This is a genomic window from Falsiroseomonas algicola, assembly GCF_011040385.1.
GTDB classification, from domain to species: domain Bacteria; phylum Pseudomonadota; class Alphaproteobacteria; order Acetobacterales; family Acetobacteraceae; genus Falsiroseomonas; species Falsiroseomonas algicola.
This window is the reverse complement of record NZ_JAAIKB010000002.1, coordinates 354,831-378,797: the sequence shown is the minus strand read 5'-3', so window position 1 is coordinate 378,797 and position 23,967 is coordinate 354,831. Positions and strand designations below refer to the sequence as shown.

The 23,967-nt window shown below is 69.0% G+C and carries 17 protein-coding genes and 3 pseudogenes; 8 read left to right on the top strand and 12 right to left on the bottom strand.

From position 1 onward, the window contains the following. Positions 1–4 precede the first annotated feature (4 nt). Entirely contained in the window at positions 5–1,597 is a 1,593-nt protein-coding gene (locus G3576_RS07085) for an ABC transporter substrate-binding protein (protein ID WP_207622698.1), read from the bottom strand. A gap of 267 nt (positions 1,598–1,864) precedes the next feature. Here G3576_RS07085 and G3576_RS07080 point away from each other — a divergent pair, with 267 nt between their 5' ends. From G3576_RS07080 to G3576_RS07065, 4 genes are all read left to right on the top strand, one after another. Continuing rightward, complete coding sequence (locus G3576_RS07080) at positions 1,865–3,277, top strand: amidase (RefSeq protein WP_164693644.1); 1,413 nt, start codon at positions 1,865–1,867, stop codon at positions 3,275–3,277. Positions 3,278–3,288: 11 nt separating this feature from the next. After that, positions 3,289–4,251, top strand: coding sequence for a Bug family tripartite tricarboxylate transporter substrate binding protein (locus tag G3576_RS07075; RefSeq protein ID WP_164693643.1), 963 nt, complete (start codon positions 3,289–3,291; stop codon positions 4,249–4,251). A gap of 322 nt (positions 4,252–4,573) precedes the next feature. Further along, a complete protein-coding gene (locus tag G3576_RS07070) occupies positions 4,574–6,865 on the top strand; it encodes a molybdopterin guanine dinucleotide-containing S/N-oxide reductase (protein ID WP_164693642.1) in 2,292 nt (763 codons plus the stop codon). 53 nt (positions 6,866–6,918) lie between these two features. Further along, complete coding sequence (locus G3576_RS07065) at positions 6,919–9,528, top strand: helicase-related protein (RefSeq protein ID WP_235951556.1); 2,610 nt, start codon at positions 6,919–6,921, stop codon at positions 9,526–9,528. Positions 9,529–9,663: 135 nt separating this feature from the next. On the opposite strand, the pseudogene G3576_RS31560 reads toward G3576_RS07065, so the two are convergent. Further along, positions 9,664–9,784, bottom strand: a pseudogene (locus tag G3576_RS31560) (IS3 family transposase); the annotation flags it as partial. 153 nt (positions 9,785–9,937) lie between these two features. After that, complete coding sequence (locus G3576_RS07060) at positions 9,938–11,332, bottom strand: FliI/YscN family ATPase (RefSeq protein WP_328728610.1); 1,395 nt, start codon at positions 11,330–11,332, stop codon at positions 9,938–9,940. A gap of 76 nt (positions 11,333–11,408) precedes the next feature. Between G3576_RS07060 and ctrA the strand changes: the two genes are divergently transcribed. From ctrA to G3576_RS07050, 3 genes and pseudogenes are all read left to right on the top strand, one after another. After that, complete coding sequence (gene ctrA / locus G3576_RS07055; protein WP_164693641.1) at positions 11,409–12,143, top strand: response regulator transcription factor CtrA; 735 nt, start codon at positions 11,409–11,411, stop codon at positions 12,141–12,143. Between the two features lie 18 nt (positions 12,144–12,161). Further along, positions 12,162–12,438 (top strand): annotated as a pseudogene (locus G3576_RS31555) (transposase); the annotation flags it as partial. A gap of 117 nt (positions 12,439–12,555) precedes the next feature. After that, positions 12,556–13,845: pseudogene (locus tag G3576_RS07050) on the top strand (transposase); the annotation flags it as partial. Positions 13,846–13,966: 121 nt separating this feature from the next. Here G3576_RS07050 and G3576_RS07045 read toward each other — a convergent pair. From G3576_RS07045 to G3576_RS07010, 8 genes are read right to left on the bottom strand one after another with little or no spacing between them, the layout of a single operon-like run. Continuing rightward, entirely contained in the window at positions 13,967–14,887 is a 921-nt protein-coding gene (locus tag G3576_RS07045) for an SRPBCC family protein (protein WP_164693640.1), read from the bottom strand. 12 nt (positions 14,888–14,899) lie between these two features. Continuing rightward, positions 14,900–15,730 carry a phosphoenolpyruvate hydrolase family protein gene (locus G3576_RS07040; RefSeq protein ID WP_164693639.1) on the bottom strand — a complete coding sequence of 277 codons (831 nt, stop codon included), beginning with the start codon at positions 15,728–15,730 and terminating at the stop codon, positions 14,900–14,902. A gap of 2 nt (positions 15,731–15,732) precedes the next feature. Then, positions 15,733–16,929, bottom strand: a complete 1,197-nt coding sequence (locus G3576_RS07035) for a Tm-1-like ATP-binding domain-containing protein (RefSeq protein ID WP_164693638.1) — start codon at positions 16,927–16,929, stop codon at positions 15,733–15,735. Between the two features lie 11 nt (positions 16,930–16,940). Continuing rightward, entirely contained in the window at positions 16,941–17,642 is a 702-nt protein-coding gene (locus tag G3576_RS07030) for an ABC transporter ATP-binding protein (protein ID WP_164693637.1), read from the bottom strand. Then, positions 17,642–18,388, bottom strand: coding sequence for an ABC transporter ATP-binding protein (locus G3576_RS07025; RefSeq protein ID WP_164693636.1), 747 nt, complete (start codon positions 18,386–18,388; stop codon positions 17,642–17,644). The genes G3576_RS07030 and G3576_RS07025 overlap by 1 nt, the downstream gene beginning before the upstream one ends. 42 nt (positions 18,389–18,430) lie before the next feature. Continuing rightward, complete coding sequence (locus G3576_RS07020) at positions 18,431–19,696, bottom strand: ABC transporter substrate-binding protein (RefSeq protein WP_164693635.1); 1,266 nt, start codon at positions 19,694–19,696, stop codon at positions 18,431–18,433. Then, entirely contained in the window at positions 19,693–20,751 is a 1,059-nt protein-coding gene (locus tag G3576_RS07015) for a branched-chain amino acid ABC transporter permease (RefSeq protein WP_328728605.1), read from the bottom strand. Before G3576_RS07015 ends, G3576_RS07020 begins: the two co-directional genes overlap by 4 nt. Then, positions 20,744–21,619, bottom strand: coding sequence for a branched-chain amino acid ABC transporter permease (locus G3576_RS07010; RefSeq protein ID WP_164693634.1), 876 nt, complete (start codon positions 21,617–21,619; stop codon positions 20,744–20,746). The genes G3576_RS07015 and G3576_RS07010 overlap by 8 nt, the downstream gene beginning before the upstream one ends. Positions 21,620–21,735: 116 nt before the next feature. On the opposite strand from G3576_RS07010, the gene G3576_RS07005 reads away from it, so the two are divergent. Beyond that, complete coding sequence (locus tag G3576_RS07005; RefSeq protein WP_164693633.1) at positions 21,736–22,365, top strand: phosphoenolpyruvate hydrolase family protein; 630 nt, start codon at positions 21,736–21,738, stop codon at positions 22,363–22,365. On the opposite strand, the gene G3576_RS07000 is transcribed toward G3576_RS07005, so the two are convergent. Further along, positions 22,329–23,966, bottom strand: coding sequence for a phosphoenolpyruvate hydrolase family protein (locus G3576_RS07000; protein ID WP_164693632.1), 1,638 nt, complete (start codon positions 23,964–23,966; stop codon positions 22,329–22,331). The two genes, G3576_RS07005 and G3576_RS07000, sit on opposite strands and share 37 nt — an antisense overlap. Position 23,967: the final 1 nt, after the last annotated feature.

Below are 23,967 nucleotides of genomic sequence, written 5' to 3'. Positions count from 1 at the left end.
CGCCTCAGTTCGCCGGCTTCACGCTCATGGCCAGGGTCCACTCATCGGCGCGCGCGGCGTGGGCCAGCCCGCGGCGCACGCCCCATAGATTGACCTGGTGGTGCATGGGCACCAGGCCCACATCGCGCATGGCGATCTCGGTCGCCCGGATGAAGACCTGGCGTCGCGCCTCGTCGTCCAGCGTCGCCAGGCCCTGGGCGACAAGGCGGTCGACCTCCGGGTTGGAGTAGCGCGATCGGTTGGACGCCCCCTGCCCCGTGGCGCGGTCGAAGGTGGCAAGCAGCGATCCGAGCGGCGAGGAAGGCTCTGCCGTATCGATGCCCCAGCCGCCGAACAGCATCGAATAGTCCTGCCGGCTCGCGGCGGTGATCCAGGTGGCGAAAGGCAGCGCCTGCACCGTGGTCTGGATACCGATCCGCGTCAGCATCTGGCCCAGCGCCTGGCAGATGCGCTCGTCGTTCACGTAGCGGTTGTTGCTGCAATGGATCGTCAGGTTGAAGCCGTTGGGGTAGCCGGCTTCGGCCAGCAGCCGGCGCGCGCCTTCGGGATCGTAGGCTGGCGGCGGCAGGGTCGGCGTCCAGCCGAACCAACCGCGGGGCATGACTTGCCCCGTTGCCTCCGCGGCACCGTCCATGACGCGCGTGACGATGGCGTCGCGGTTCACGGCGAGCGAGACAGCCTGGCGCACGCGGACGTCGCGGAAGGGGTTGCGATCCAGCGGCCGGCCCTGTCGGTCCGTCACGAAGGGCGAGAGGCGATCGAGGTGATCGACGAAGACATACATGTTGCGGTTGGACACCGTGCGGCTGACCTGCGTGCGCGCATCACGCTCCACGCGGCCGATGTCGGAGGTCGGCAGGGCGTCGATCAGGTCCACGTCGCCGGACAGAAGCGCGGCGACGCGGGAGGCCGGGCTGCGCATGAAACGGGTGGTGACGCTTGCCCAAGGCTGCACGCCGCCCCAATAGGCCGGGTTGCGTTCCATGGTGATGCGATCGCCCTGCGCCCAGGTGCCGAAGCGGTAGGGCCCCGTGCCTACCATCGCGCGTCCGTTGTTGTAATCGGCCGTCGTGGCACCCTCGCCATGCTTCCGGGAGACGATACCGAAGGTGGAGAGATAGACCGGCATCAGCGGAAACACGCCGGTCGTGCGGAAGCGGATGGTATGGGCGTCCACGACGGTCGTTTCGGCGATCTGGCGGATGTAGAGGCCGAAGGAGGACGGGCTGTTCGGCACGGCCGGGGCGCGCTGGACGGTGAAGGCGACATCATCGGCCGTGAAGGGTGAGTCATCGTGCCAGGTGACGCCTTCGCGGAGCTTGAACTCCCAGGTCGTGTCGTCGATGGCGCGCCACGACACGGCCAGGCCGGGGACAAGGCGCTGCTGTTCGTCCTGCAGGATCAGCGGATCGAAGAAGTGCGCGGAAATCGCCTTGTTGGGGGCAAGGTTATGGTAGTGCGGATCCGTCGAGGTGATGTCTGCTTCGACGGCGATGCGCAGCGTCGGGGCGGGCTGCGCTTGGGCACCGCGAGGCATGAGCGTGAGCGACGGGATCAAGGCGCAGGCCATCAGGGCGCGGCGCTTCGGTGATGCCATGTCTTCAATCCTCATTTTTGTATGCCGCATCGCTGAAGGATGGATCGGCTGCCGGCGGTGACGGGGCACTGCAAGCCGCATGCCGTGCGCGCCAGAGGATACGCAGCGGTTGCTGCATGCGGGTGAGGCAGCGACGGCGCGCGAACGCCACCTTTCTGATCGACCGCTGTCTGGAACGCCGCTTTTGCCGCGTGCGCGGCGATGATCGTCTGTTGATCATGACACCGTGTGGCGATGCATTGGCGCGGACCTGAACCGGAGCCGCGCGTGACTGTCCTACCCGTCCAGCCCCTCGATCCCGCCGCACCGCAGCGGCGCGTACCGTATGCGCCGGGGGCATCGCTGCTGCGTCCCTATGTGCCGCTGGCGACCGCCTTGCGCGCCGGCACGACCACGCCGCGCGACGTCCTCGAGCAATGCCTGGCCACGATGCGGCGCGATGAACCCGCCATCGCCGCCTTCGTGACGCACGACATCAAGGCCGCGCGCCGCGCGGCCGATGCCGCGACAGCACGCTGGCGCGCGGGCGCGCCGCTATCGCCCGTCGATGGCATGCCCGTGGTGGTGAAGGACATGATCGAGACGATCGATCTGCCGACGCAGATGAACAACCCGATCTATGCGGGATGGTCGGCCCGCCGGGACGCCGCGGCCGTGCATGCGCTGCGCCAGGGCGGGGCCCTCATCCTCGGCAAGACCGTCACGACGGAGTTCGCCTGCGGCAATTCCGGGCCGACGCGCAATCCCTATGACACGAGCCGAACGCCGGGCGGGTCTTCCTCCGGTTCCGCCGCGGCGGTCGGCGCGGGGATGGCGAGCCTCGGTTTCGGCACGCAGACCCACGCCTCCACCATCCGGCCCGCCGGCTATTGCGGAGCCTATGCGCTGAAGGCGACGCATGGCGCGCTGCATGTCGGCGGCGTCACGCCACTCGCGGCGACACTCGACCACCTGGGGCTGATCGGGGCGAGCCTCGAGGATGTCTGGGCGAGCGCCATGGTGATCTCCCGCCTGGTGGGCGGCACGCCGCCGCATCCCGGCATCAGCGGACCCATGGAGACGCCGGCGGCGCGCCGGCCGAAGCGCCTCGTGCGGCTGGCGACGCTGGGGTGGGACGAGACGCCCGACACCTCCCGCGCCGCCTTCGAGGCCGCCGTCACGCGCATCGCGGCCGCGGGGGTCGAGGTTCTGGACGCCGGAGGCGATGCCGAAGTCGCGGCGCTGGAGGCCGCGCTGCGGGAGATTGGTGACTTCGCGAACGACCTGCTCGCCTGGGAATCCCGCTGGCCGCTGGCAAGCTATCGCAACCATGGCGACGGGATGGTCGGCCAGCGGATTCAGGACCTGCTGGCGCGGGCCGAGGGCATGGATGCCGCGCGCTATGCCCGCGCGGTCGCGGACCGCGAGAGGCTGCGGGCCCAAGTGGCGGCCCTGTCGTCGCGGACCGATGGCTTCGTCATGCTGTGCTCCAGCGGCCCCGCCATCCAGGACCACGGCTTCACCGGGTCCCGCAACTACGCGCTGCCCTGGACCCTGGTGGGCGGACCTTCCTTCGCGCTGCCGGTGCTGGCCGCGGAGGGACTGCCGCTCGGCCTCCAGCTCGCCGGCTTTGCCGATCGCGACGCCGATGCCTGTGCCGTCGCCGCCTGGCTGCGCGACACGCTGCTGCCCGACGCCTGAGGAGGATCCCGATGCTTCGTCGCACCTTGCTGGCCGCCATGCCGGCGCTCATGGCCACGCCGGCCCTGGCGCAGCCTGGCTTTCCCAGCCGGCCCATCCGCTTCGTTGTCGGCTTCCCGCCGGGGGGCACCACGGACCTCGCCGCACGGCTGATGGCGCCGAAGATGCAGGCGGTGCTGGGACAGCCGGTGGTGGTGGAAAACCGCACCGGCGCCCATGGCAATATCGCCTCCGAATTCGTCGTGCGGTCGGCGCCGGATGGCCACACCATCCTGATGGGGACGATCGGTGGGCTGGCGATCAACCAGACCCTCTACGGCAACCTGACCTTCGACCCGCAGAGCGACCTGCAGCCGATCACGCGCGTCGGCATGATCGTGAACGTTCTCGCCGTACCGGCGGACCGGCCGTGGCGGAGCGTCGCGGCTTATGTCACGGCCGCGCGGCAGGAGGCGCTGACCTTCGGCTCCTCTGGCGCGGGCGGCGCCGGGCATCTGGCAGGTGAGCAGCTCAACCTGATGGCAGGCCTGCGCAACATCCACGTCCCGTATCGCGGCGGTGCGCCGCTGATCACCGACCTCATCACGGGCAAGATCGACAGCGCCTTCACCCCATCCTCCGGCGCCGGGCCGCAGGCGGAGGCCGGGCGGCTGCGCATGCTGGCGGTGACGGGGAAGGCGCGCAGCCCGCTGCTGCCGAACCTGCCCTCCATGGCGGAAACGCCGGGGCTGGAGGCCTTCGACATGGTGGATTGGAGCGCCGTGATGGCGCCGCGAAATCTGCCCGCCAACGTGGCCCAGGCGCTGCATCACGCCGCGACGACGGCGCTGCGGGATCCCGAACTCCTGGCAGCCTTCGCGCTCCGCCAGATCGAGGCGACGCCCTCCTCGCCTGAGGAATGTGCAGCCTTCATCCGGTCCGAGACGGCGAAATGGATGCCGATCGTCCGGGCATCGGGCGCCAGGCCCGATTGACCTCGTGTTGTGGGCATGGCGGGTCGGGGACGAAGAAAATGCGCGCAAGGGCTGGGAACCCCCTTGCACGTCAACGTCACTGTCCCTTATTGTGCACCGCAGCAGCGCGCTAGCGCGCTGTCTTTCTTGGACGTTTCCTCCCTAAACTCGGCGGTGCCGCAAGGCACCGCCTTTTCTTTTCGGCGGGGAGATACGCCCTGCTGACAGCCTGCCACGGCCCCTTAGGGCGGTAAAGCGTGAACTCGGCATGCTTGACGGCTGACCGCGGCGCGGCGACCCATGTCGCTGGGGGGCCCCTGCCCCATCGTCCGGGAGTTCAGTCATGGCCATCCTCACTGTCACGCATTGGGGCGCCTATGAGGTCGAGATGGCGGGCGGCGAGGCGGTGGCGCTCCGCCCGTTCCGGCATGATCCCGACCCATCACCCATCGGCCTCCACATGCTGGCGCCGGAACTCGACCGGCTGCGCATCCGCAGGCCGGCGATCCGCAAGGGCTGGCTCGAAGGCCGCGCCAGGACCGGACGGGGTCGGGACCCGTTCATCGAGGTCTCGTGGGAACAGGCGCTCGACGCGACCGCGGGAGAACTGCGGCGCGTGCTGGACATGCACGGCAACCGCGCGATCTTTGGCGGATCCTATGGCTGGTCGAGCGCCGGGCGCTTCCACCACGCGCAGAGCCAGGTCCACCGCTTCCTCAACAGCCTGGGCGGCTATGTCCGCAGCACGGACAGCTACAGCCTGGGCGCCGCCCGCGTCCTGATGCCGCACATCGTGGCGCCGATGGATGAACTCATGGCCCGGCACACCGCCTGGTCGGTGATGGAGCAGCACACAAGGCTGTTCGTGACCTTCGGCGGCGTGCCGGCCAAGAACGCGCAGATCAGCCAGGGCGGCGCGATCCAGCATCGCGTCCCCGGCGGGCTTCGACGCATGGCGGAGGCGGGCTGCCGCTTCGTGAACATCAGCCCGACGCGGGACGACCTGGACACCGGGGCCCCCTTCGAATGGCTGCCAATCCGCCCGAACACCGACACGGCGCTGATGCTGGCGCTCTGCTGGGTCCTGCATGCGGAGGGCCTGCATGACGCCGCCTTCCTCGCCAGCCACTGCACCGGCTTCGACCGCTTCCTGCGCTACCTGACCGGCGCCACGGATGGGCAGCCCAAGGATCCTGCCTGGGCGGAAGGGATCACCGGCATCCCGGCCGCGCGGACCACGGCGCTTGCCCGGGAAATGGCCGCGACGCGGACCATGCTGAACATCGCCTGGTCGCTGCAGCGCGCCCATCACGGAGAGCAGCCTTTCTGGGCCCTGGTGACTCTCGCCGCCATGCTGGGCCAAGTCGGGTTGCCAGGGGGCGGCTTCGGGCTCGGCTACGGCGCCACCAACCTGATGGGCAGCCCCAATGCCCGCTTCAGCGGGCCGACGCTGCCCCAGGGCCACAACCCCGTGCGCGACTTCATTCCCGTGGCGCGCATCGCGGACATGCTGCTGAACCCCGGGGGTGCCTTCACCTACAATGGCGGCACCCATGCCTATCCGGACATCAGGCTGGTCTACTGGGCCGGCGGCAATCCCTTCCATCACCACCAGGACCTGAACCAGCTGATGGAGGCCTGGAGCAAGCCGGACACCGTGGTTGTCCATGAGCAGTATTGGACTCCCGCAGCCCGCATGGCCGACATCGTGCTGCCGGCCACCACGACGCTGGAGCGCGAGGATATCGGCTACGCCAACCGCGAGAGCCACATCATCCACATGCCGGCCGTCCGGCGCCCGGCGGGCGAAGCCCGCGACGACTACGCGATCTTCGCCGCGCTGGCGGAGCGCCTGGGCGCCGGGGCGCGCTTCACCGAGGGCCGGGACGCGGCAGGCTGGCTGCGGCACCTCTATGAGGAAAGCCGCCAGCGCGCTGCCAAAGCGGGCGTGGTGCTGCCGGACTGGGACGGGCTTCGCCAGGCAGGGCTGGCCGAGGTCGCGGTGCCGGCGGCAGCGCCCGTCTTCCTGTCCGAATTCCGCGCCGATCCGCAGGCGCATCCGCTGCCGACGCCCTCCGGTCGCATAGAAATCTTCAGCGACACCATCGCGGGCTTCGGCATCGCCGACTGCCCTGGCCATCCGGTCTGGCGCGAGCCGGCGGAGTGGCTGGGCGCCGCGGCTACCAGGCGGCATCCGCTGCACCTGTTGTCAGATCAGCCGGTGACGCGCCTCCATAGCCAGTTGGATCCGAGCCCGCTGAGCGCGGCGGACAAGGTCTCGGGGCGGGCGCCGATCTGCCTGCATCCTGCCGATGCCGCTGCCCGCGGCCTGGTCGATGGCCAGGTAGTGCGGGTGTTCAACGACCGAGGGGCCTGCCTTGCCGGGCTTCGCCTGACGGAGGCGGTGATGCCCGGCGTGGCACGGCTCTCGACCGGCGCCTGGTTCGATCCGGCCGATGACGACAGCGGCCTTGAGCGGCACGGCAATCCGAATGTGCTGACGCTGGATATCGGCGCCTCGGGCCTGTCCCAGGGCTGCATCGCCCAGACGTGCCTGGTCGAGGTCGCAGCGGCGCCCGCCATGCCGCCAGCCGTCCGGGCGCACGAACTGCCTGATTTGCTGCCGATGGGATGAACCGCGCGGCCTGTCCTGTTGCAGTGCCGCAGGATCGGCCGCATGTCAGCTTCATGCCCCCCTCCCCCCAGCGCCAGCCTCCAGCGCCCGCCATCAGCGCCGGCCGCATCTCCACCCTGCTGGCCCAGGCGAGGCTGCCGCCGCAGCGGGGCGAGGCACGCCTGGTCGCGGAGATGCTGGCGGGCGTTGGCGCGCTTGAGCCGACGGTTGAGGAAGCTGCCCTCGCGCTCCGGACCCTTCGAGCGAATAACGGCATCCCGCCTCCTCTGCCGGAGGTCGATCCAGGGCTGAAGCAGTTCATCGCGGGGCGGCTGGAAACGGCGTCGCTTGCAGCCTCGGCAGAGGAGCTGACCCTGCTGACGCGGCGCTTCGCGTCCCTTCCGGAACCGACGACAGCCGCCCTTGGACAGGCGCTGCAGGCCCTCCGCCGGCCAGCATGGCGGGCCGGCCTTGCGGCAGTGATGGCGGAACAGCCTCTGCTGCCGGTACGCAGGACCGATGTGGAAGGCGCGCTCGAGACCATCGGGGTTGCGGACCCATCCCCAGATGCGCTGCTGTCCACGCTGCGGGGTGCGATCCGTCGACGACTTCGGCTGGCGGGATCGCCGGAAGCTGCCGCTTCCCTGGCCGCCGAGGATCTGGCAGCGCAGCAGGGCAAGCCGGAGGCGACGCTGGAAGGAATCGCCGCCTGTGCCGGATTGGCCGCGCAGGCGTTCGACCTTGATGAGGGAGCGACGGCGCGCTTCGTCGCGGAAACGCTGGAGGCTGAGCGCGCCCGCCGGAAAGCCCTGCGTGACGCCGCCAGCGCGGCCCGGAAGGCGCGGGAGGAAGCCGACCGGCAGCAGAAGGAGTGGGAAGCCAGCCTGGTCACGCGCGACGCCATCGCAGCGCTGTTGGGCTGCACGGCGGCGGAAGCCGAGGCCTGGATCCGGGCGCGTCGCATCCCGGTGGCGCGCCGCCTGGCGACGGGCCGCGGGCGCGGCGCCGAGATCCTGCAATTCGATCCCGCCGTGTTGGCCTCGCTGCGGCCGGAGGTCGCGGCATGGCGGCAGGAGGCGGCGCCAACAGGCCGCCCGGCCCGGAGCCGGGTGGAAGCGCCAGGGGCACCGCCCCAGCGCGTCGCGAATGCGGTGCTGGCAAAGGCCGCCGCCATGGACCGCTTCGTGAGTCACTTCACGACGGCCCGTGCGCTCGACCGGCGCATCACGCTGATCACGGGGCCGACCAATTCCGGCAAGAGCCACCAGGCACTCGACCGCCTGTCCAGGGCGGAGAGCGGGATCGCGCTCGCGCCGCTCCGCCTGCTGGCGCATGAATTCCGGGAAGCGCTGGCGGCACGGGGCATCCAGGCGACACTCGTGACCGGGGAGGAGCGGGACCCGGTTCCCGGCAGCCGCTTCACCGCGGCCACGGTGGAGATGTGCCCCTTCAACACGCCCGTCGACGTGGCCGTCATCGACGAGGCGCAGTTGCTGACCGACCCCGACCGCGGCCATGCCTGGACTGCCGCAATCATGGGCGTCCCGGCGCGGGAGGTGGTGGTGCTTGGCTCGCCGGACTGCATCCCGCTCGTCAGGCGGATCGCGGCGCTCACGGATGAACCGGTCGAGGAAATCTCGCTGGAACGGAAGTCGCCGCTGAGGGCAGCGGATGAACCCGTGGCGCTCGGCGACCTGCGAAAGGGCGACGCGCTGATCGCCTTCTCGCGCCGCGATGTCCTCGAACTGCGCAGCGAATTGCAGCGGCGCAACCGCCGGGTGGCGACGATCTACGGGGCGTTGAGCCCGGAGGTGCGCAGGGCCGAGGCGCGCCGCTTCCGGGAGACCGGGGAGGCAGACATCCTCGTCGCCACGGATGCCATCGGGCTCGGGCTCAACCTGCCGATCTCGCGCATCGTCTTCTCCACGCTGGAGAAATGGGACGGCACGGCTCGACGGGCGCTGCATGCGTCGGAGGTCCGGCAGATCGGCGGACGCGCCGGTCGCTTCGGGCATCACGAGGAGGGTGTCGTCGCCGTGCTTGTCGGCGCCGGCCGGCCGGCGGCGATCAAGCTCGCACTCGGCACGGTACCCGCCGCGCCCGACGACCTGCGCCCGCGCGTCGCGCCGGACCTGGCCATCGTCACGGCCGTGGCACGGGAGATGGGGACCGAGTCGCTCTACGCCACGCTGACGCGACTGCAACGGGCGGTGCTGCGGCCGGATGATCCGTCCTACCGCCTCGCAGACATCTCGGCGCAGATCACCATCGCAGCCGAGATCGACAAGCTCGACCTGCCCCTGGCGACACGATGGACCTATGCCCTGTGTCCCGTCGATTCGCGCGACTATGGGATCGAGAGGTTGGCGCGCTGGGCCCTGGACCATACACGCGGGCACAAGGTTCGCCCCCCTGAGGCGGGCACCCTGCCCCGCCCCGACACGGCGGGCCCGCTGGAACTGGAACGGGCCGAGAAGACCTACAAGCGCCTGGTGGCGTGGCGCTGGCTGTCCATGCGCTTTCCCGACACCTATGTGGCCGCCGAGGAAGCGGCGCGCGAGAGCACCCGCGTGAATGACTGGATCGAGGCCGTGCTGGCCAGCCATCCGGCGCGAGGCGGTCGCCACGCGCCGGAAAGGCCGGACCCGAAGGCACGGCGAAAGCCGGGGCCGCTGCGCCGATAGGCGGCCGTTCACATCCAGGGTCTCTCGCGCCACCTGGCGCGGAAACGGCGGTCCGCATCGCGGACCTGTCGTATATGGGCGTCGCCTGTGCGTAGTGAAGTTGCACAGCTTCAGTAGATGGTTGGTGGGTAGGGATCAGTCGTTCTTGGCCATGGCTCTTGCTTCGTATTCGATGGGCGAGAGGTAGCCCAGGGCGGAGTGGCGCCTGGTCGGGTTGTAGAAGCCTTCTGATGAAGGCGAACACCACGATCCGTGCCTCGGCCTGGGAGCGGAAGCTGCGACGGTCGAGCAGCTCGCACTCGAGGGCGCGCTCTGCGCCGAGTCACGGTGCTGGTCGATAGCCACCGCGGCCTGCCGGCGCGCTGACTCCACATCGGTCCTCCGCAACAGAAACAGAATGTCAAGTGGATCAGGGCGACTCATCGTTCATCGCCTCGCCCAGCGCCCGGAAGGCATCATCAAGGGAACCGACCTCTCCCTTCTGTTGGCGAAGCACAACCTCGATTTTTGGTGCCAGGCGGAGGGCGAGGTCGGTTTCCGGATCGGTTCCGACCCTGTAGGCGCCGAGGCGCACGAGATCGGCTACGCTGTCGGACAGCGAAAGCAGACGCCTCGCTCGGGTAGCAAGGTCCGCCTGGTCTCGCGTCTGGCATCCAGGGACCGTACGCGACAGGCTGCGTAAGACGTTGACGGCTGGGTAGCGGCCAGACTCTGCAATCCGCCGGTCGAGTACTACATGTCCATCAAGCGTTCCACGGACAGCATCGGCGATCGGTTCGTCGTGGTCATCGCCTTCGACAAGCACGGTCATGAGGGCTGTGATGCTGCCGGCCCCCGGCGCGCCAGGGCCAGCTCGCTCCAGCACCGCTGGTAGTTCACCGAACACACTGGGTGGATAACCGCGCGTCGCCGGTGGTTCGCCGGCGGCCAGTCCGATCTCACGGCAAGCATGCGCAAAGCGAGTGATCGAGTCGAGTAGCAGCAGGACACGCTTGCCCTCGTCTCGAAAGTGCTCGGCAATGGCCATTGCCGCGTAGGTAGCTTCCCGGCGCAGCGCCGCTGGTGCGTCGGATGTCGCGCAGACAACGACACTTCGGCGCAAACCTTCGGCCCCGAGGTCATCTTCCAGAAACTCGCGCAGTTCGCGTCCACGCTCCCCAACCATGGCCAAGACTGTCACGTCGAAGCTGGTCGATCTTGCCATGGTCGCGAGGAGGGTCGATTTGCCGACACCAGAGGCAGCGAAAAGGCCAAGGCGTTGGCCTTCGCGAATAGTGCAGAAGCAGTCAATCGCCCGGACGCCAAGCGATACCGGCGCGCCCAGACGCTGGCGCACACCGGGAGACGGGGGCGCGCAGCGAGTGGGAGAACGGCGAAGCGAGGAAGTTGGCATCGGCCTGCCATCCATCGGACGCCCTAGTGGATCGAGGACGCGGCCGAGCCATTCCGTGCTGACGGGCAACCCTTGGCTTGGAAGGCTCTCTGCACGCGTACCTGAGGCTAAGCCCTCCGCTTCGCCAAACAGTGCTGCTCGCGCCAGTTGGCCATCAGCGCTGACTACTTCGGCGAGCAAAGGTCTACCGCGTCGATCCCGCACCATCACACGGTCACGTACGGCGAGCGGTGGTCGAAAGCCGGCAAACACGAGGCCGTTTTGATCGACGGCGGCAACGTGACCCTGCTGTAGGGTTAATGCTTGCGACTGCATTAACCCATCGACCAACCTCAGTCGCTTGGCCAACTCCAATTTCGCCATATTTCGAAAAACGTCCTGTTTTTTAAACTGTAGCGAAAGATGATCCATTTTTCGGATGAATCAGCCCTTCACATATCGCGCAAAGATGGTATCTCTACACGCATCAGGTGTGTGGAGCCGTCGCATGCGTGTCCTTCTGGTTGAAGACGATACAATCGTAGCGCGCGGGGTGGCGTTGGCCCTCAAGGCTGCTGCCATGATCATCGATACGGCCGACACCGGGGAGGAAGCGCTGGAGTTGGCGCGCCTATATGACTACGACATCGTCGTCCTCGATCTGATGCTGCCGGACATGGAGGGGTACGAAGTTGTGCGCCGGTTGCGGGCGGCGCGGGTGGAGACGCCAGTGCTTATCCTGTCCGGCCTGACCCGCCCTCAAGCCAAGGTTCGAGGCTTCGGCATGGGGGCAGACGACTACATTACAAAGCCCTTCGACCAGCAGGAGTTGGTCGCACGCATCCAGGCAATTGTCCGGCGTGCCAAGGGCTTCAGCCAGCCGACACTTTCGGTCGGTCCTCTCACATTGAACCTTGGGTCGCGTGAAGTGCTGGTCGATGGGCGCGCTGTGCATCTGACCGGCAAGGAGTATGCCGTCCTGGAATTGCTCACTCTCCGCAAGGGCGTCGTGCTCACTAAGGAAGCGTTCCTCAATCATCTCTACGGCGGCATGGACGAACCGGAAGTAAAGATCATCGACGTCTTCATCTGCAAACTGCGAAAGAAACTGGCCAGCGCTGGCGCCGCTGAACTCATCGGAACAGTGTGGGGTCGCGGCTATGTCCTACGCGAGCCAAACGGCGCGATCAGGCTGCCGAACGCCGCTGACCCGCGCGAAACCCCGGCTTCTGCCGCAGCCTGACCAACGGAAGACAATGAAGCTGTGGGGCGCGCCGACGGGTGGCGCGAAGTCCTCGGCTTGGTGGGCGGCAGTTCCCAGGCGGAGCCCTTCTGGCTCGTCGACGCAGTGCGTCGACCGACCTTACCCTGAAGCGGCACGGCTTGGCCGGCGTGAAGCTGCTGCTCTCCGACGTCCATGAGGGCCTGAAGGCCGCCGTGGCGAAGGTGCTGCGGGATCCTGGCAGCGTTGCCGTTTCCACTTCACCCGCAACGCGCTCGCCCATGCGGGCAAGGCGCAGCGCCGCATCCTCTCGGCCGTTGGACGTCTATGAACCGCGCCGGGTTTGCCGAAGGCTTTTTGGTGTGATGTTAACGCCCTGGGCCTGTTGAAGAAGTGGCGTCGCCCTGATTCGATGCTGTTGCGGCGGGTCGGGATGTTGGGACGTCGGGCGCGGGATCAGGGGGAGTTGGTGTTCGCTGGCTCACTGCGCGAGCTGATTCCGGGCGACCATGTGCTGGTCCGTGTGGACCGTGTTCTCGACCTCGGCTGGCTACGGACGGAGGTCGCGGATTGCTATGCGGCCGGCAGCGGGCGGCCTGGGATCGACCCTGAGGCGGCGGTCCGCCTGATGCTGGCCGGCCTGCTGCTCGGCATCGTGCACGACCGGCGACTGATGCGGGAGGCGGCTGTGAACATCGCCATCCGCTGGTTTGCCGGCTACGGGCTCACCGAGGCGCTGCCCGACCACTCCAGCCTGACGCGCATCCGTCAGCGCTGGGGTGCGGAGCGGTTCCGGCTGGTCTTCACGCGCACCGTCGAGGCCTGCGTGGCGGCCGGCATCGCCAAGGGCGAGGTGGTGCACATCGACAGCTCGCTGGTCCGTGCCGACGTCAGCTGGGAGGCGATCGCGCGCAAGCACGCGGATGCGGTCGAGGCGGCGAACGGCCCGACGGAGCCGGTCTGCCGGACCGCCCCGGATGCCAGCCTGGCAACCAGCAACCGGGCCCGCCGGGTGGAGCCCGCCTACAAACAGCACACGGCGGTCGATGCCGAGGCCGGCGTGGTGCTCGACGTGGCGGTGACCACCGGCGCGCAGCATGACACCCGAAACGTCGAAGGCCAGTTCGACGCCGTCCGCGCCACCACCAGGGTGCCCATCAGGATCGCCACGATGGATGCGAGCTACGCCATCACCTGCGTCCTTGCCGCCCTCGAGGCGCGGGGGATCGAGGCGGTGATCCCGGCCAAGGCCGAACGGCCACCCAAGCGAGGCACCATCCCGGAGCGGCGCTTCAAGCTGGACGCCAAGCACCGCATTGTCCGCTGCCCAGCCGGGAAGGTCCTCCGTCCGCACGGCGTGCCCGACAGCGACGGCTTCCAGCACTATCGCGCCCGCATCCCGGACTGCGAACCCTGCTGCCTACGCGCGATCTGCTTCAGCACCACCATGCGGCGACGCGCCATCCTGCTGCACAAGGACCATCCGGCCCTGTTGCGGGCACGCCGCAAATACGCCGGCTGGGGGCCACGCGAGCGCACCCTCTACCGCTGCCACCGTCGCCAGGTCGAAGGCGTCCACGGCGAGGCCAAGACCTGGCACGGCCTCGCCCGCGCCATCCGGCGGGGGCTGGCCAACATGCAGAGCCAGGCCTTCCTCACCGCCGCCGTCATCAACCTCAAGCGGCTGGCAAGGGCCGCCATGATGGCGCTCCTCGCCGCGCTCGCCGTCGGCGCTGCGCCCGGCTCTACCCAGCATCGTCACCCGTCACCAACCGGCTCATCACCCGCCCGCTGCGCCATCCAGACCCCAGCGGCAATTCTTCAACAGGCCCAGGGCGTTGGTATCACACCAAGGCCCTGGAACACCGCCGCGCCACGGTGTGGAGGGCCTTGAGGTAGACGTTCTGCTCCGTGTTCGGGATCAGCGCTGCATCGTCGCGCGGCGATGCCACCCAGTCGCCGAACCAGGTGCCGAAGGTGCGGTTGCCATCCGTCACGGGCCAGAGCCGCGGGCCGCTGACGTACTGCATCCAGGGAAGCTCGGATTTCGTGATGAAGTAGGAATAGCTGCGCTCCGTATCGTCGAGGTGCAGCAGCTTCTCATTCAAATGCCCCGCGCCGAACAGGAAGTCGCGCGTGCCGGAGACCTTGTCGCTGCGCGCGCCATCCAGCATCTGCATCCGCGTTATATCGTCATGCCAGCCGCCCATGCCGGCGAAGTCGCGGATGATGGACCATACCGCTTCCACCGGTGCATCGATGACCGTGCTGCACCAGGCCTTGCTGGGCGGGAAGCCGCTCCAGCGCTGCGCACCCGCCGGCGCGGCGCGGCCGGCCACGCGAGGCTTCAGGGAATTCCATCCGGCCTGGAAAACGGCGTTGGAGACGATGTCCACATACTTGCCGGCATCCTCCGGCGCCTCGTCGAAAGTCGCCTCCCATTCCGCGAAGGTCTTCTCTCCATCGGTCACCGGCAGCAGCCGCATGCGGGCCAGGTAGTTCGTCACCGGGAAGGCCGGCGTCTCGAAGTTGTAGGTGAAGCTGTAGTCGCGGTCGTTCAGGCTCAGCAGGCGTTCGCGCACCAGTGTGCCGTCGGGCAAATGGAAGCGCCGGACGCAGCCGACTACGTCGGAATCGAGGCCATCCTCGATCTCCGACCGCGCGATGGCGGCGTTCCAGGCTGGCAATCCGTTGAAGTCGCGGACCAGATCCCAGACGGCCTCGACCGGCGCGTCGAGGATGGTGGAGGCATAGGCGCGGGCCATGGCGTGAATCCCTCAGAAGGAGATCGACTTGAACTCGCGGGTGCGCTCGACCAGCGCGGTTTCGGTCGGCAGGCGTTCCATGGAGGAAGCGCCGTAGAAGCCGTTGATGTTCGCGGTGTTGCGCAGGATGAAGGTGGCATCCTCCGGCGTCGCAATCGGGCCGCCATGGCAGAGCACGATGATGTCCTTGCGCACGCGGCGCGCGGCCGCGGCCCATTCGTCGATCAGCACAGGGCAGTCCGCGAGCTTGAGGGCCGTCTGCGCGCCGATGGCGCCGCCGGTGGTCAGGCCGAGATGCGCCACCAGGATGTCCGCGCCGGCCTTCGCCATCTCCGCCGCTTCCTCCGCGTTGAAGACATAGGGGGTGGTCAGCATGTCCTTCGCGTGGGCCAGGCGGATCATGTCGATCTCATGCCCGAACCCCATGCCTGTCTCCTCCAGGTTCGCGCGGAACACGCCGTCGATCAGGCCGACGGTCGGGAAGTTCTGCACGCCGGCGAAGCCCAGCGCCTTCAGCTCATCCAGCAGGTGATCCATGATGGCGAAGGGGTCGGTGCCGTTCACGCCGGCGATGACCGGCGTGCGTTGCACCACCGGCAACACCTCCCGCGCCATCTCCTTCACGATCTCATTCGCGCTGCCATAGGCGAGCAGCCCCGCGAGCGAGCCGCGGCCGGCCATGCGGTAGCGGCCGGAATTGTAGATGACGATCAGGTCGATGCCGCCGGCCTCCTCGCATTTGGCGGAGAGGCCGGTGCCGGCGCCGCCACCGATGATGGGCTCTCGCCGTGCGACCATGCCGTTGAAGCGGGCGAGCAACTCGCTGCGGGTGAAGCGGGGCATGGTCAGGCAATCTCCCGGAAGGCCGCCAGCACGGCCTGCACGAAGGCAGGGTCGTTGATCGCGGCCTCGACCTCGATCAGCCTGCGGTGGGGCGCAGGCACAAAGCCGGCGCGGATGGTGTCGAACAGCGCCGCGTCGGCGGCAGGATCATGGAAGGGCATGCCCGGCACATCGATGGCCGAGACGCCGCCGAGCGGCAGCAGGAACCGTACCGGGCCTTCCATCCGGTTCAACCGCTCCACGATGAAGCGGCCGATCTCCACATTCTCCGCCGCCGTCGTCCGCATCAGCGTCACCTGCGGGTTGTGGACGTAAAGGTTGCGGCCCGCGAATTGCGGCGGCACCGTCTCCTTCGCGCCGAAATTGACCATGTCCACGGCGCCGACGCTGCCGATATAGGGCAGGCGCGTGCGGATCGGCGCACCGAAGCGATCGGCATCGCAGGGGAAGACGCCACCCACGAGGAAGTCGGGCACCTCCGTCGTCGTGATGTCGATCAACGCAGAAACCAAGCCGGAATCAGCAAGCTTCTCCATGCTGCGGCCGCCAGCGCCGGTGGCGTGGAAGACGTAGCATTCATGCGAAGGCTCGAGCGCCTCCCGCAGTTGCGTCACGCAGGCGGTGGTGACGCCGAACATGGTCAGGCCGATGCCGGGCTTCTCGGTGCCGGAGGCGGCGGGCGGCGCGGTCAACGCCATGCCGGCGGCCGCATGGGCGGCATTGGCGATGACACGGCGTGAGATGGCGTTGATGCCCGCGACATCCACCACCGAATACATCATGGCGATGTCGGAGGGACCGACATAGGGCGCGACATTCCCGGCGGCGACGGTGCTGACCATCAGCTTCGGCGTGCCGATCGGCAGGGCGCGCATGGCCTGGGTGACGAGTGCCGTGTTGCCCGAACCGCCAAGCCCGAGCACCGCGCCGATGTCCCCACGCGCCAACAACCAGGCCGTCAGCGCTTCCGCCATGCCAGCCACGGCACGGCCGCGATCATCAAGGCCGAGCACGGCGGCGGCTCCGTCCCGGTGGCAGGCAGCGACCTCGGCCGCCGTCACATCGGCGCCCTGCCCCACGCCCCTGGTCCCGACATCCACCAGCACCGGGTCGGCACCCGCGCGGCGCACGCAGGCGGCGGCGAAGCGCAGTTCCTCCGCCTTCGTGTCCATCGTGCCGATGACATAGACCCTTGCCATCCTCTCCTCCGTCAATGTCCGCCGGCCGCGACGCCGAGGTAGCGGCGCTGCAGATCCGTATCCTCGGCAAGTTGGCGTGCCGGCATGGTCGCGGCGATGCGGCCAGTGACCATGATGGCAACCTCCTCCGCCACCGCCGTCGCGACGCGCAGATTCTGTTCGACCAGCAGCAGGCTCATGCCATCCGCGGGCAGGCCGCGGAGCAGGCCGATGAGTTGTTCCACGATCACGGGCGCCAGGCCCTCGCTCGGCTCGTCCATGATGACGAGCCTGGGGTTCATCAGCAGCGCACGGGCGATAGCCAGCATCTGCTGTTCCCCGCCTGAGAGTTCCGTGCCCCCGTTGCGGCGGCGCTCCGCCAGGCGCGGGAAGGTCTCGTAGACGCGATCGATGGTCCAGCGCGCGCCGCGCGTCGCGACGAGCCGCAGATGTTCGTGCACCGACAGGGAAGGCCAGGTGCGCCGCCCCTGCGGCACCAGCGCGATGCCGCGCCGCGCGATGCGGAAGGGGGGCAGGCCTTGGATCGGCTGGCCATCGAAAGCGATCTCGCCGGCCGAGGCCGCAACCAGGCCCATCACCGCCTGGCAGAGCGTGGTCTTGCCCATGCCGTTGCGGCCGACGATGGCGAGTGGCTGCGCGCCGACCGTCAGCGCCACGCCCTGCAGGATATGCGCCTGGCCGAAGCGCACATGAAGGTCGCGCACCGCCAGCATCAATGCCCGTCCCCGAGATAGATGGCCTGGACGACGGGATCGTCCTCGATCCGGTCGGGCGGCGCTTCCACCACCACCTCGCCATCCTTCATGACGGTGACGATGTCCGCGGCAGGCAGCGCGATGTCCATGTCGTGCTCGATCAGCACGAGCGTCAGCGTGCGCGGCAGTTCACGTAGCAGACGCAGCAATTCGGGGCGATCGCCCGGTGAGAGGCCGGCGGCGGGCTCGTCCAGCATCAGCACGCGCGGGTCGCCCGCCATCGCCATGCCGACCTCCAGCTGACGGCGCTGGCCGTGGCTGAGGTTCACCACCTCCGCGTCGATCAGATGCGACAGGCGCATGCGATCCGCGAGGTCGCGCGCCTTCGCCATGCCGCCATCGCCAGCCGAGGGGCGGAGGAATGAGAAGCGGTTCGGCCGCACGCCGCGCACCGCGATGAAGAGGTTTTCCAGCACGCTGAGGCCGTTGAAGAGCAGCGAGGTCTGGTAGGTGCGCCCGATGCCGAGCCGCGTGCGTTCATGCGGGCGGAGCCGCGTGATGTCCCGGTCGAACAGTTCAATGCTGCCGGACGTTGGTGGGAAATCGCCGCAGATGGTGTTGAACAGCGTCGTCTTCCCCGCGCCGTTCGGGCCGAGCACGGCGCGCCGCTCGCCCGGCATGACGTCGAAGCTGACGTCACGCAGGGCTTGCAGCGCGCCGAAGCGACGGCTGACACCGCGCAGGCGGATGGCCGGAGCCGTCATGGCGAGACGAGGCCGCCGGCGATGCCTGCCACGCGCGTCACGTCAGGCCACGCAGCCTGCGTTGTCGCGCGACGGCGAGCCGAGGCCGAGGAACTGCGCCTCCGGCATGCCGAGCGTCTGATTGACGGCCCGGGCACGGTCGAAGGCCACCACCACGGCGCTGCCACCACGCTCCTCGATCCGGTTCAGGAAGATGTCGGAGATGGCCTGACGGTTGTGGTCGAGCTTGACCGCGGCACCGGTCGGCGCCGTGACCTCCGCCGCCGCCATCGCGCGCTGGAAGGCCGCCTGGTTGCCCGACAGGTCGCCATTCGTCGCGCGCAGGCCTGCGAGGATGCCGTAGAGGTTCGTGACGTAGTTGACGCCGTGGATGGAGGGGGATGCGAAGCCGCCCTCATTCGCCCAACGGCGGCGATAGCGCGCGACGAAGTCGTTCCAAGTGGGGTCATCGATGATGTCGGCGATGGGCCCGCCGGAAAGCATGCCCATCATGACGCGGCGATGCGGGCCGCGGGCGGAAAGCATGGTCTGATCCGCCATGATCGATCCGCCGACCAGCGGCTTGCTGCCGCCAGCCTGCGCGTATTGCGTCATGAAGGCGAGGCCATCCGTGCCGCCATGCACGATGACGATCGCGCCGGCATTGGAGCGGTTGATCTGCGCGATCTGGGAGGTGAAGTCGGTCGTGCCGAGTGGCGCCCAGTACTGCGTCACGCGGCCGCCCAGGCGGCAGAATTCCAGGTTGAAGCCGAAGACCTGCGCGTAGGGGAAGGCGTAGTCGCCCGCGGTGATGGCGACGTCGCGGATGCCCATGCCATGGATATGCCGGCCGAGGCCTGCCATCCATTGCGTGCCATCCGTGGAGAAGCGGAAGAAGTTGGGCGATGGATTGCGCAGCGTCGTGTCGGACGCACCCGAGGATCCGTTGACGATGGTCTTGCCCGTGAGGGTGCGGGAGTAGTCGCGCAGCGCAATGCCTTCCGCACCCGAAAGCGGGCCGAGGATGATGTCGACATTGTCCTGCTCGATCAGCTTGCGCGCGCGGGCCAGCGCGACATCCGCCTGGGCGTTGGAGCTTTCGCGGATGAATTCGATACGGCGGCCGCCGATGGTGTGGTTGATGCGCTCCAGCTCCATCTGCACGCAGCGGAAGGCATCCTGCCCGCCAGTGGCGAAGGGTCCCTCCAGGGTAGTGAGGCCGCCGATGCGGATCGGCGCGTTCTGCGCGATGGCAGGCAGCGCGAGGCTGCCGGCGGCAAGGCCGGCACCGCCCAGCAGCGCGGCGCGGCGGGTGATCATGATGGTCATGGCGTCGTTTCCTCTCCTGCTTGTTGTTGGGACGCGCGGGAGCCTTCTGCCCCGCGCGGATGGTTCCGCCCCGCCCCCAGCAAACGTCGCAGCTTCGCGCCGATGCCGATCGCGCCATCCGGCGAGACCAGCACGATCACGAGGAAGACGAGGCCGATGAGGGTGTTGAAGCGGTCGCGGTCGTAGATCGTGGCCGCGAAGGTGTCGAAGACGGTGAAGATGAGCGATCCGATGAAGGCGCCCGCGGGATGGCCGAGACCGCCGACGACGCTCATGATCAGGATGTTCACCGTCGCGCCGAGCCCGATCGAGCCCGGCGAGATGCCGATGTTGTAGATGGTGGACAGCACGCCGCCGCAGCCCGCGATGAAGCCCGCCACGCCGAAGGCGGCGATGCGGTGCAGCCCGACCGAATAGCCGAGTGCCGCGACGCGCCGCGGATTGTCCCGGATACCCTGCAGCACCAGGCCGAAGGGCGTCTTCACGAGGTAGAGGATGCCGAGGAAGAGAGCTGCGGCCGTGCCGAGCGCCACGTGGTAGAAGACGAAGGCGTTGCGGAAATCGAGCCCGAACAGCGTGGGGCCAACGACGTTGCGGATGCCCTCATAGCCGTTGAACCAGGCGATGTTCGTCTCGATGAAGCGGAAGACGCCCATGGCGAGTGCCAGCGTGATCATCAGCAGGTAGATGTCGCGCGTGCGGACGCTGATGGCGCCGACCACCAGCCCCATCACCGTGGCGGCCACCAGGCTGAGCGGGATGGCCGCGGCATAGCCCCAGCCGCCGACGATTCGCGGCAGTGCGCCATCCACGAAGATCGCCAGCGTGTAGCCGGCGACACCCGCCACCATCATCTGCGCGAGCGAGATGAAGCCGCCATAGGTCGCGAGGAAGGTCAGCGACATGGCGATGATGCCGAAGACGATGGCGCGGCCGAGGATGTTGGCCGTCCAGAACTGCGCCTGGTTCGCCGGCAGGAATTGCGGCAGCAGCCAGGGCAGCGCCAGCAGCAGCGCGAGCACGACCAGTGTTGCCAGGATCGCGCGGCTATGCACGGCCGAGGATCCCCTGCGGCCGCAGCGCCAGCACGGCGACCATGATGACGAAGGTGAGAATGACCGAATAGGTCGGAAAGAGCGCCTGGCCGATCTGCTCCGCGAGGCCGATCAGCACCGCGCCCACCGCCGTGCCGGTCACGCTGCCCATGCCGCCCACGATGACGACGACCAGCGAAATCAGCAGGAAGCGCCCATCCGCCCCCATGGCTAGCGGCTGCGCCGTGGCGCCGATGACGCCGCCGAGCCCGGCCAGCGCCGCGCCAAGGGCAAAAACCGCGATGCCGATCAGCGGCACGTTGACACCGCAGGCGCCCAGCATCTGCCGGTCATCCACGCCGGCACGGATCATGATGCCGAGCCTCGTCCGGTTCAGCAGCAGCCAGAGCCCGATGCCGACCGCGACCGCGACGCCGATCTGCACCAGGCGGAAGGTCGGGTAGCCGCCGATCCCCGGCAGCTGCGTCGCGCCGAAGATGGCGTCCGGCGCGAAGAACTGCCGCGGCGTGCCGCCATAGAAGGCGAGGAGCTGGTCGGCCACGATGATGGAGAGGCCGATCGTGACCAGCGCCTGGCGCAGCTCCTGCCCCTGCATCCAGCCGAGCAGCGCCACCTGCACCGCCGCGCCGAAGACCGCGGCGAAGGCGACGCCGGCGGCGAGGCCTGCATACCAGGCGTACCAGACATCGCGATCATAGAGCGGTTCGAACACCGCGTAACCGACATAGCCCGCCACGAGATACATCGCGCCATGCGCCATGTTCACCACGCGCATGAGCCCGAAGATGAGCGAGAAGCCGCTGGCCACGACGAAATACAGCGCGGCGAGCGTCAGCCCGTTCAGCACGATGGTCGCCGCGAGATCCATGCTTTGGACCGATCCTCCCTGGACGGCGTCATCGCGCCGCTTGCGGGGCACACCATGGCGGCCGGGGATGGCGGGCCGCAAGGTGACTTCCAGGCAATAATGGGTAAGATTGGGTCATGCCCCAGCAGCCGACTTTCCTGGAACCAGCAGCGACCCTCGAGGGGCTGGCGCCAGCGCGGCGCGTGCGCACCGTCTTCCTGCCGGCGCTTGCCCCCTTCCCACCCGATACCTGGCCGCTGGTCGCATTGCTGCCGGTGCTCGACATCAACGGCGCGCTGCGCGCGGCGCTGGCCGCGCGCCGGCCCTTCCGCGGCGCCCGGCCCATCGCGGGCATCTTTGCCTGCGACCCCTTCCTGCGCCTCGCGGACCTGGCGGCGGCGCTGCGCCAGGGGGGCATCACAACCGTGGTCAACTACCCGACCGTGCAGATGTTCGAGGGGGAGAGCGCGGCCGCGCTCGCCGCAGTGGGCTACAGGGCGGAAGCCGAGTTCCGCCTTCTCCAGCGCCTCACGCAATCAGGCTTCGCGGCCATCGCTTGCGCGACCGACCGCCACGCCGTCGATGCCGCGATCAGCGTCGGGCTGCGCCGCGTCCTGCTGCATCCCGGGCTGGCGCCACCGGCCGATCCGCAGGCCTGGTGGGCTGACCTTGCCGGCCATGTCGCGATCGAGGGGGGCGAGGCGCTGGGCTGGGCGGCGCCCGCCGCCGGTCAGGTCTCCAGCCCGAGGCGCCGCATCCGGTTGTAGAGCGTCTTGCGTGCGATGCCGAGGAAGGCCGCCGTCTCTCCCCGGCGGAAGCGGTTCCGGCGCAGCGCGTCGAGGATCCAGGCGCGCTCATCCGCCGGCGAGGGTGCGGCGACGGCGGTGGCGGGGCCCAGCTGCGCCTCCAGCACCGCCAGCGTGATCCGGCCGCCGGGCGCATCGGTCGCCGCTCGCGTCAGCACATGGGCGAGCTCGCGCAGATTGCCGGGCCAGTTCCGCGCCATCAGGAAGCGCAGCACGGCGGGGTCCAGCGCCGTCGGGCCGCGGTGCAGGCCGCGCAGCATCGTGCGTGCCAGCAGCGGCAGGTCATCGAGCCGGTCGCGCAGCGGGGGGACCACGAGGCGCTGGGCGGAAAGCGACCGGGCCAGCGCCTCACCGCCCGGCGGATGGGTGAGGATGAGGCGCGCGCGGGGCAGGCGTTCGCCGGCCTTGGCGAAGCGTTCGAAGCTGCCGCGCTCGATCCAGTCAGCCAGCTTCGTGCGCAGCGTGGGCGGCAGCGCATCGGCGTTCTCCAGCACCAAGGTGCTCTGGCGCAGCGCCAGCAGGGCGGTGGGCCCGCCCTCTCCGAACAAGCGCGACCCGATATCCTCACGTGCGTCGAGGAGCGTCAGCGGGCCGGCGCGGCGGCTGCCCTGGTGGATGGCGCGTGCCAGCGTGGTGCGCCCCGATCCGGGCTCGCCCTCAAGAAGGATGGGCAGGTCGGTCGCCACCAGCCGGGCCACGCGCGCGGCCAGCTGGCGCATGGCCTGCGAGCGGCCGGCGAGGCCGGGGAGCCGCTCCGCCTCCCCAGCCGGTTCATCACGGAGCAGCGCTGCCGTCTTGAAGGCGGAGGTGGTCTGCATGACCGACATCTCGAGCGGCAGGCGGTCCAGCGTGGAACCGCCGACATAGCCATCGGCGCGGGAGGCATCGCAGACGTGCAGCAGGTGGACCGGCCCGACGATCGGCCCGCCCTCCACCAGGCAGATGGTGCCAGGCGCGCGGCGTCGGACCTGCGCGAAGACGCGGCGTGCGCGTTCGGCCGCCTGGTCGATCGGCACGCCGCTCGGCACGCCCTGGCTGCCGCCGGAGTTCCAGCCGAAGTTGAGGCAGAGCCGCTGCACCCCCGCTTCCACCAGCGCATCGACCTCCGCGCGGGTCTTGGCGTAGCCGAGCGTCGCGAGGCCGAAGCGCGGTGCGGCGCGGATCAGCTCGACCTCCCGCCCGAAGCCGAGTCCAGCCTGTTCCAGCGCCGCGCGGAATGCGCCGTCGTGGTGGATGGCGGTGGGGAAGTTCGCGACGCCCTGGTAGCCGGCGTCCCGGATGCGGCCGAGCAAGGCCTCGATCGAATGGCGGGGGTCGCAGGCAGCCGCGCCGAAGAAGACGGGGATGGCGACGCGGTCCAGGATCTCGCTGCGCGCGAAATCATCGGTGAAGGCGTTGCTGTCGCGGATCGGAAGCATCGCGGCGAGGGAGGGCGCGCCCATGACGCGCAGCCGCCCGGCGCTGAGTGCCAGCAGGAAATCCGCGCCGCCATCAGCCGCGGCCCGGGCTGTCATGCCAAGGCCGATGGCCGCGCCGACCAGAAGCTCGATCCGCCGTGCCATT

Bases quoted from the DNA above. Each gene is read 5' to 3' on its own strand.
- G3576_RS07070 (WP_164693642.1), top strand. From the start codon at position 4,574: ATGGCCATCCTCACTGTCACGCATTGGGGCGCCTATGAGGTCGAGATG.
- G3576_RS07010 (WP_164693634.1), bottom strand. From the start codon at position 21,619: ATGGATCTCGCGGCGACCATCGTGCTGAACGGGCTGACGCTCGCCGCG.
- G3576_RS07040 (WP_164693639.1), bottom strand. From the start codon at position 15,730: ATGCCCCGCTTCACCCGCAGCGAGTTGCTCGCCCGCTTCAACGGCATG.
- G3576_RS07065 (WP_235951556.1), top strand. From the start codon at position 6,919: ATGCCCCCCTCCCCCCAGCGCCAGCCTCCAGCGCCCGCCATCAGCGCC.
- G3576_RS07085 (WP_207622698.1), bottom strand. From the start codon at position 1,597: ATGGCATCACCGAAGCGCCGCGCCCTGATGGCCTGCGCCTTGATCCCG.
- G3576_RS07030 (WP_164693637.1), bottom strand. From the start codon at position 17,642: ATGCTGGCGGTGCGCGACCTTCATGTGCGCTTCGGCCAGGCGCATATC.
- G3576_RS07000 (WP_164693632.1), bottom strand. From the start codon at position 23,966: ATGGCACGGCGGATCGAGCTTCTGGTCGGCGCGGCCATCGGCCTTGGC.
- G3576_RS07020 (WP_164693635.1), bottom strand. From the start codon at position 19,696: ATGACCATCATGATCACCCGCCGCGCCGCGCTGCTGGGCGGTGCCGGC.
- ctrA (WP_164693641.1), top strand. From the start codon at position 11,409: ATGCGTGTCCTTCTGGTTGAAGACGATACAATCGTAGCGCGCGGGGTG.
- G3576_RS07060 (WP_328728610.1), bottom strand. From the start codon at position 11,332: ATGGATCATCTTTCGCTACAGTTTAAAAAACAGGACGTTTTTCGAAAT.
- G3576_RS07025 (WP_164693636.1), bottom strand. From the start codon at position 18,388: ATGACGGCTCCGGCCATCCGCCTGCGCGGTGTCAGCCGTCGCTTCGGC.
- G3576_RS07005 (WP_164693633.1), top strand. From the start codon at position 21,736: ATGCCCCAGCAGCCGACTTTCCTGGAACCAGCAGCGACCCTCGAGGGG.
- G3576_RS07075 (WP_164693643.1), top strand. From the start codon at position 3,289: ATGCTTCGTCGCACCTTGCTGGCCGCCATGCCGGCGCTCATGGCCACG.
- G3576_RS07045 (WP_164693640.1), bottom strand. From the start codon at position 14,887: ATGGCCCGCGCCTATGCCTCCACCATCCTCGACGCGCCGGTCGAGGCC.
- G3576_RS07035 (WP_164693638.1), bottom strand. From the start codon at position 16,929: ATGGCAAGGGTCTATGTCATCGGCACGATGGACACGAAGGCGGAGGAA.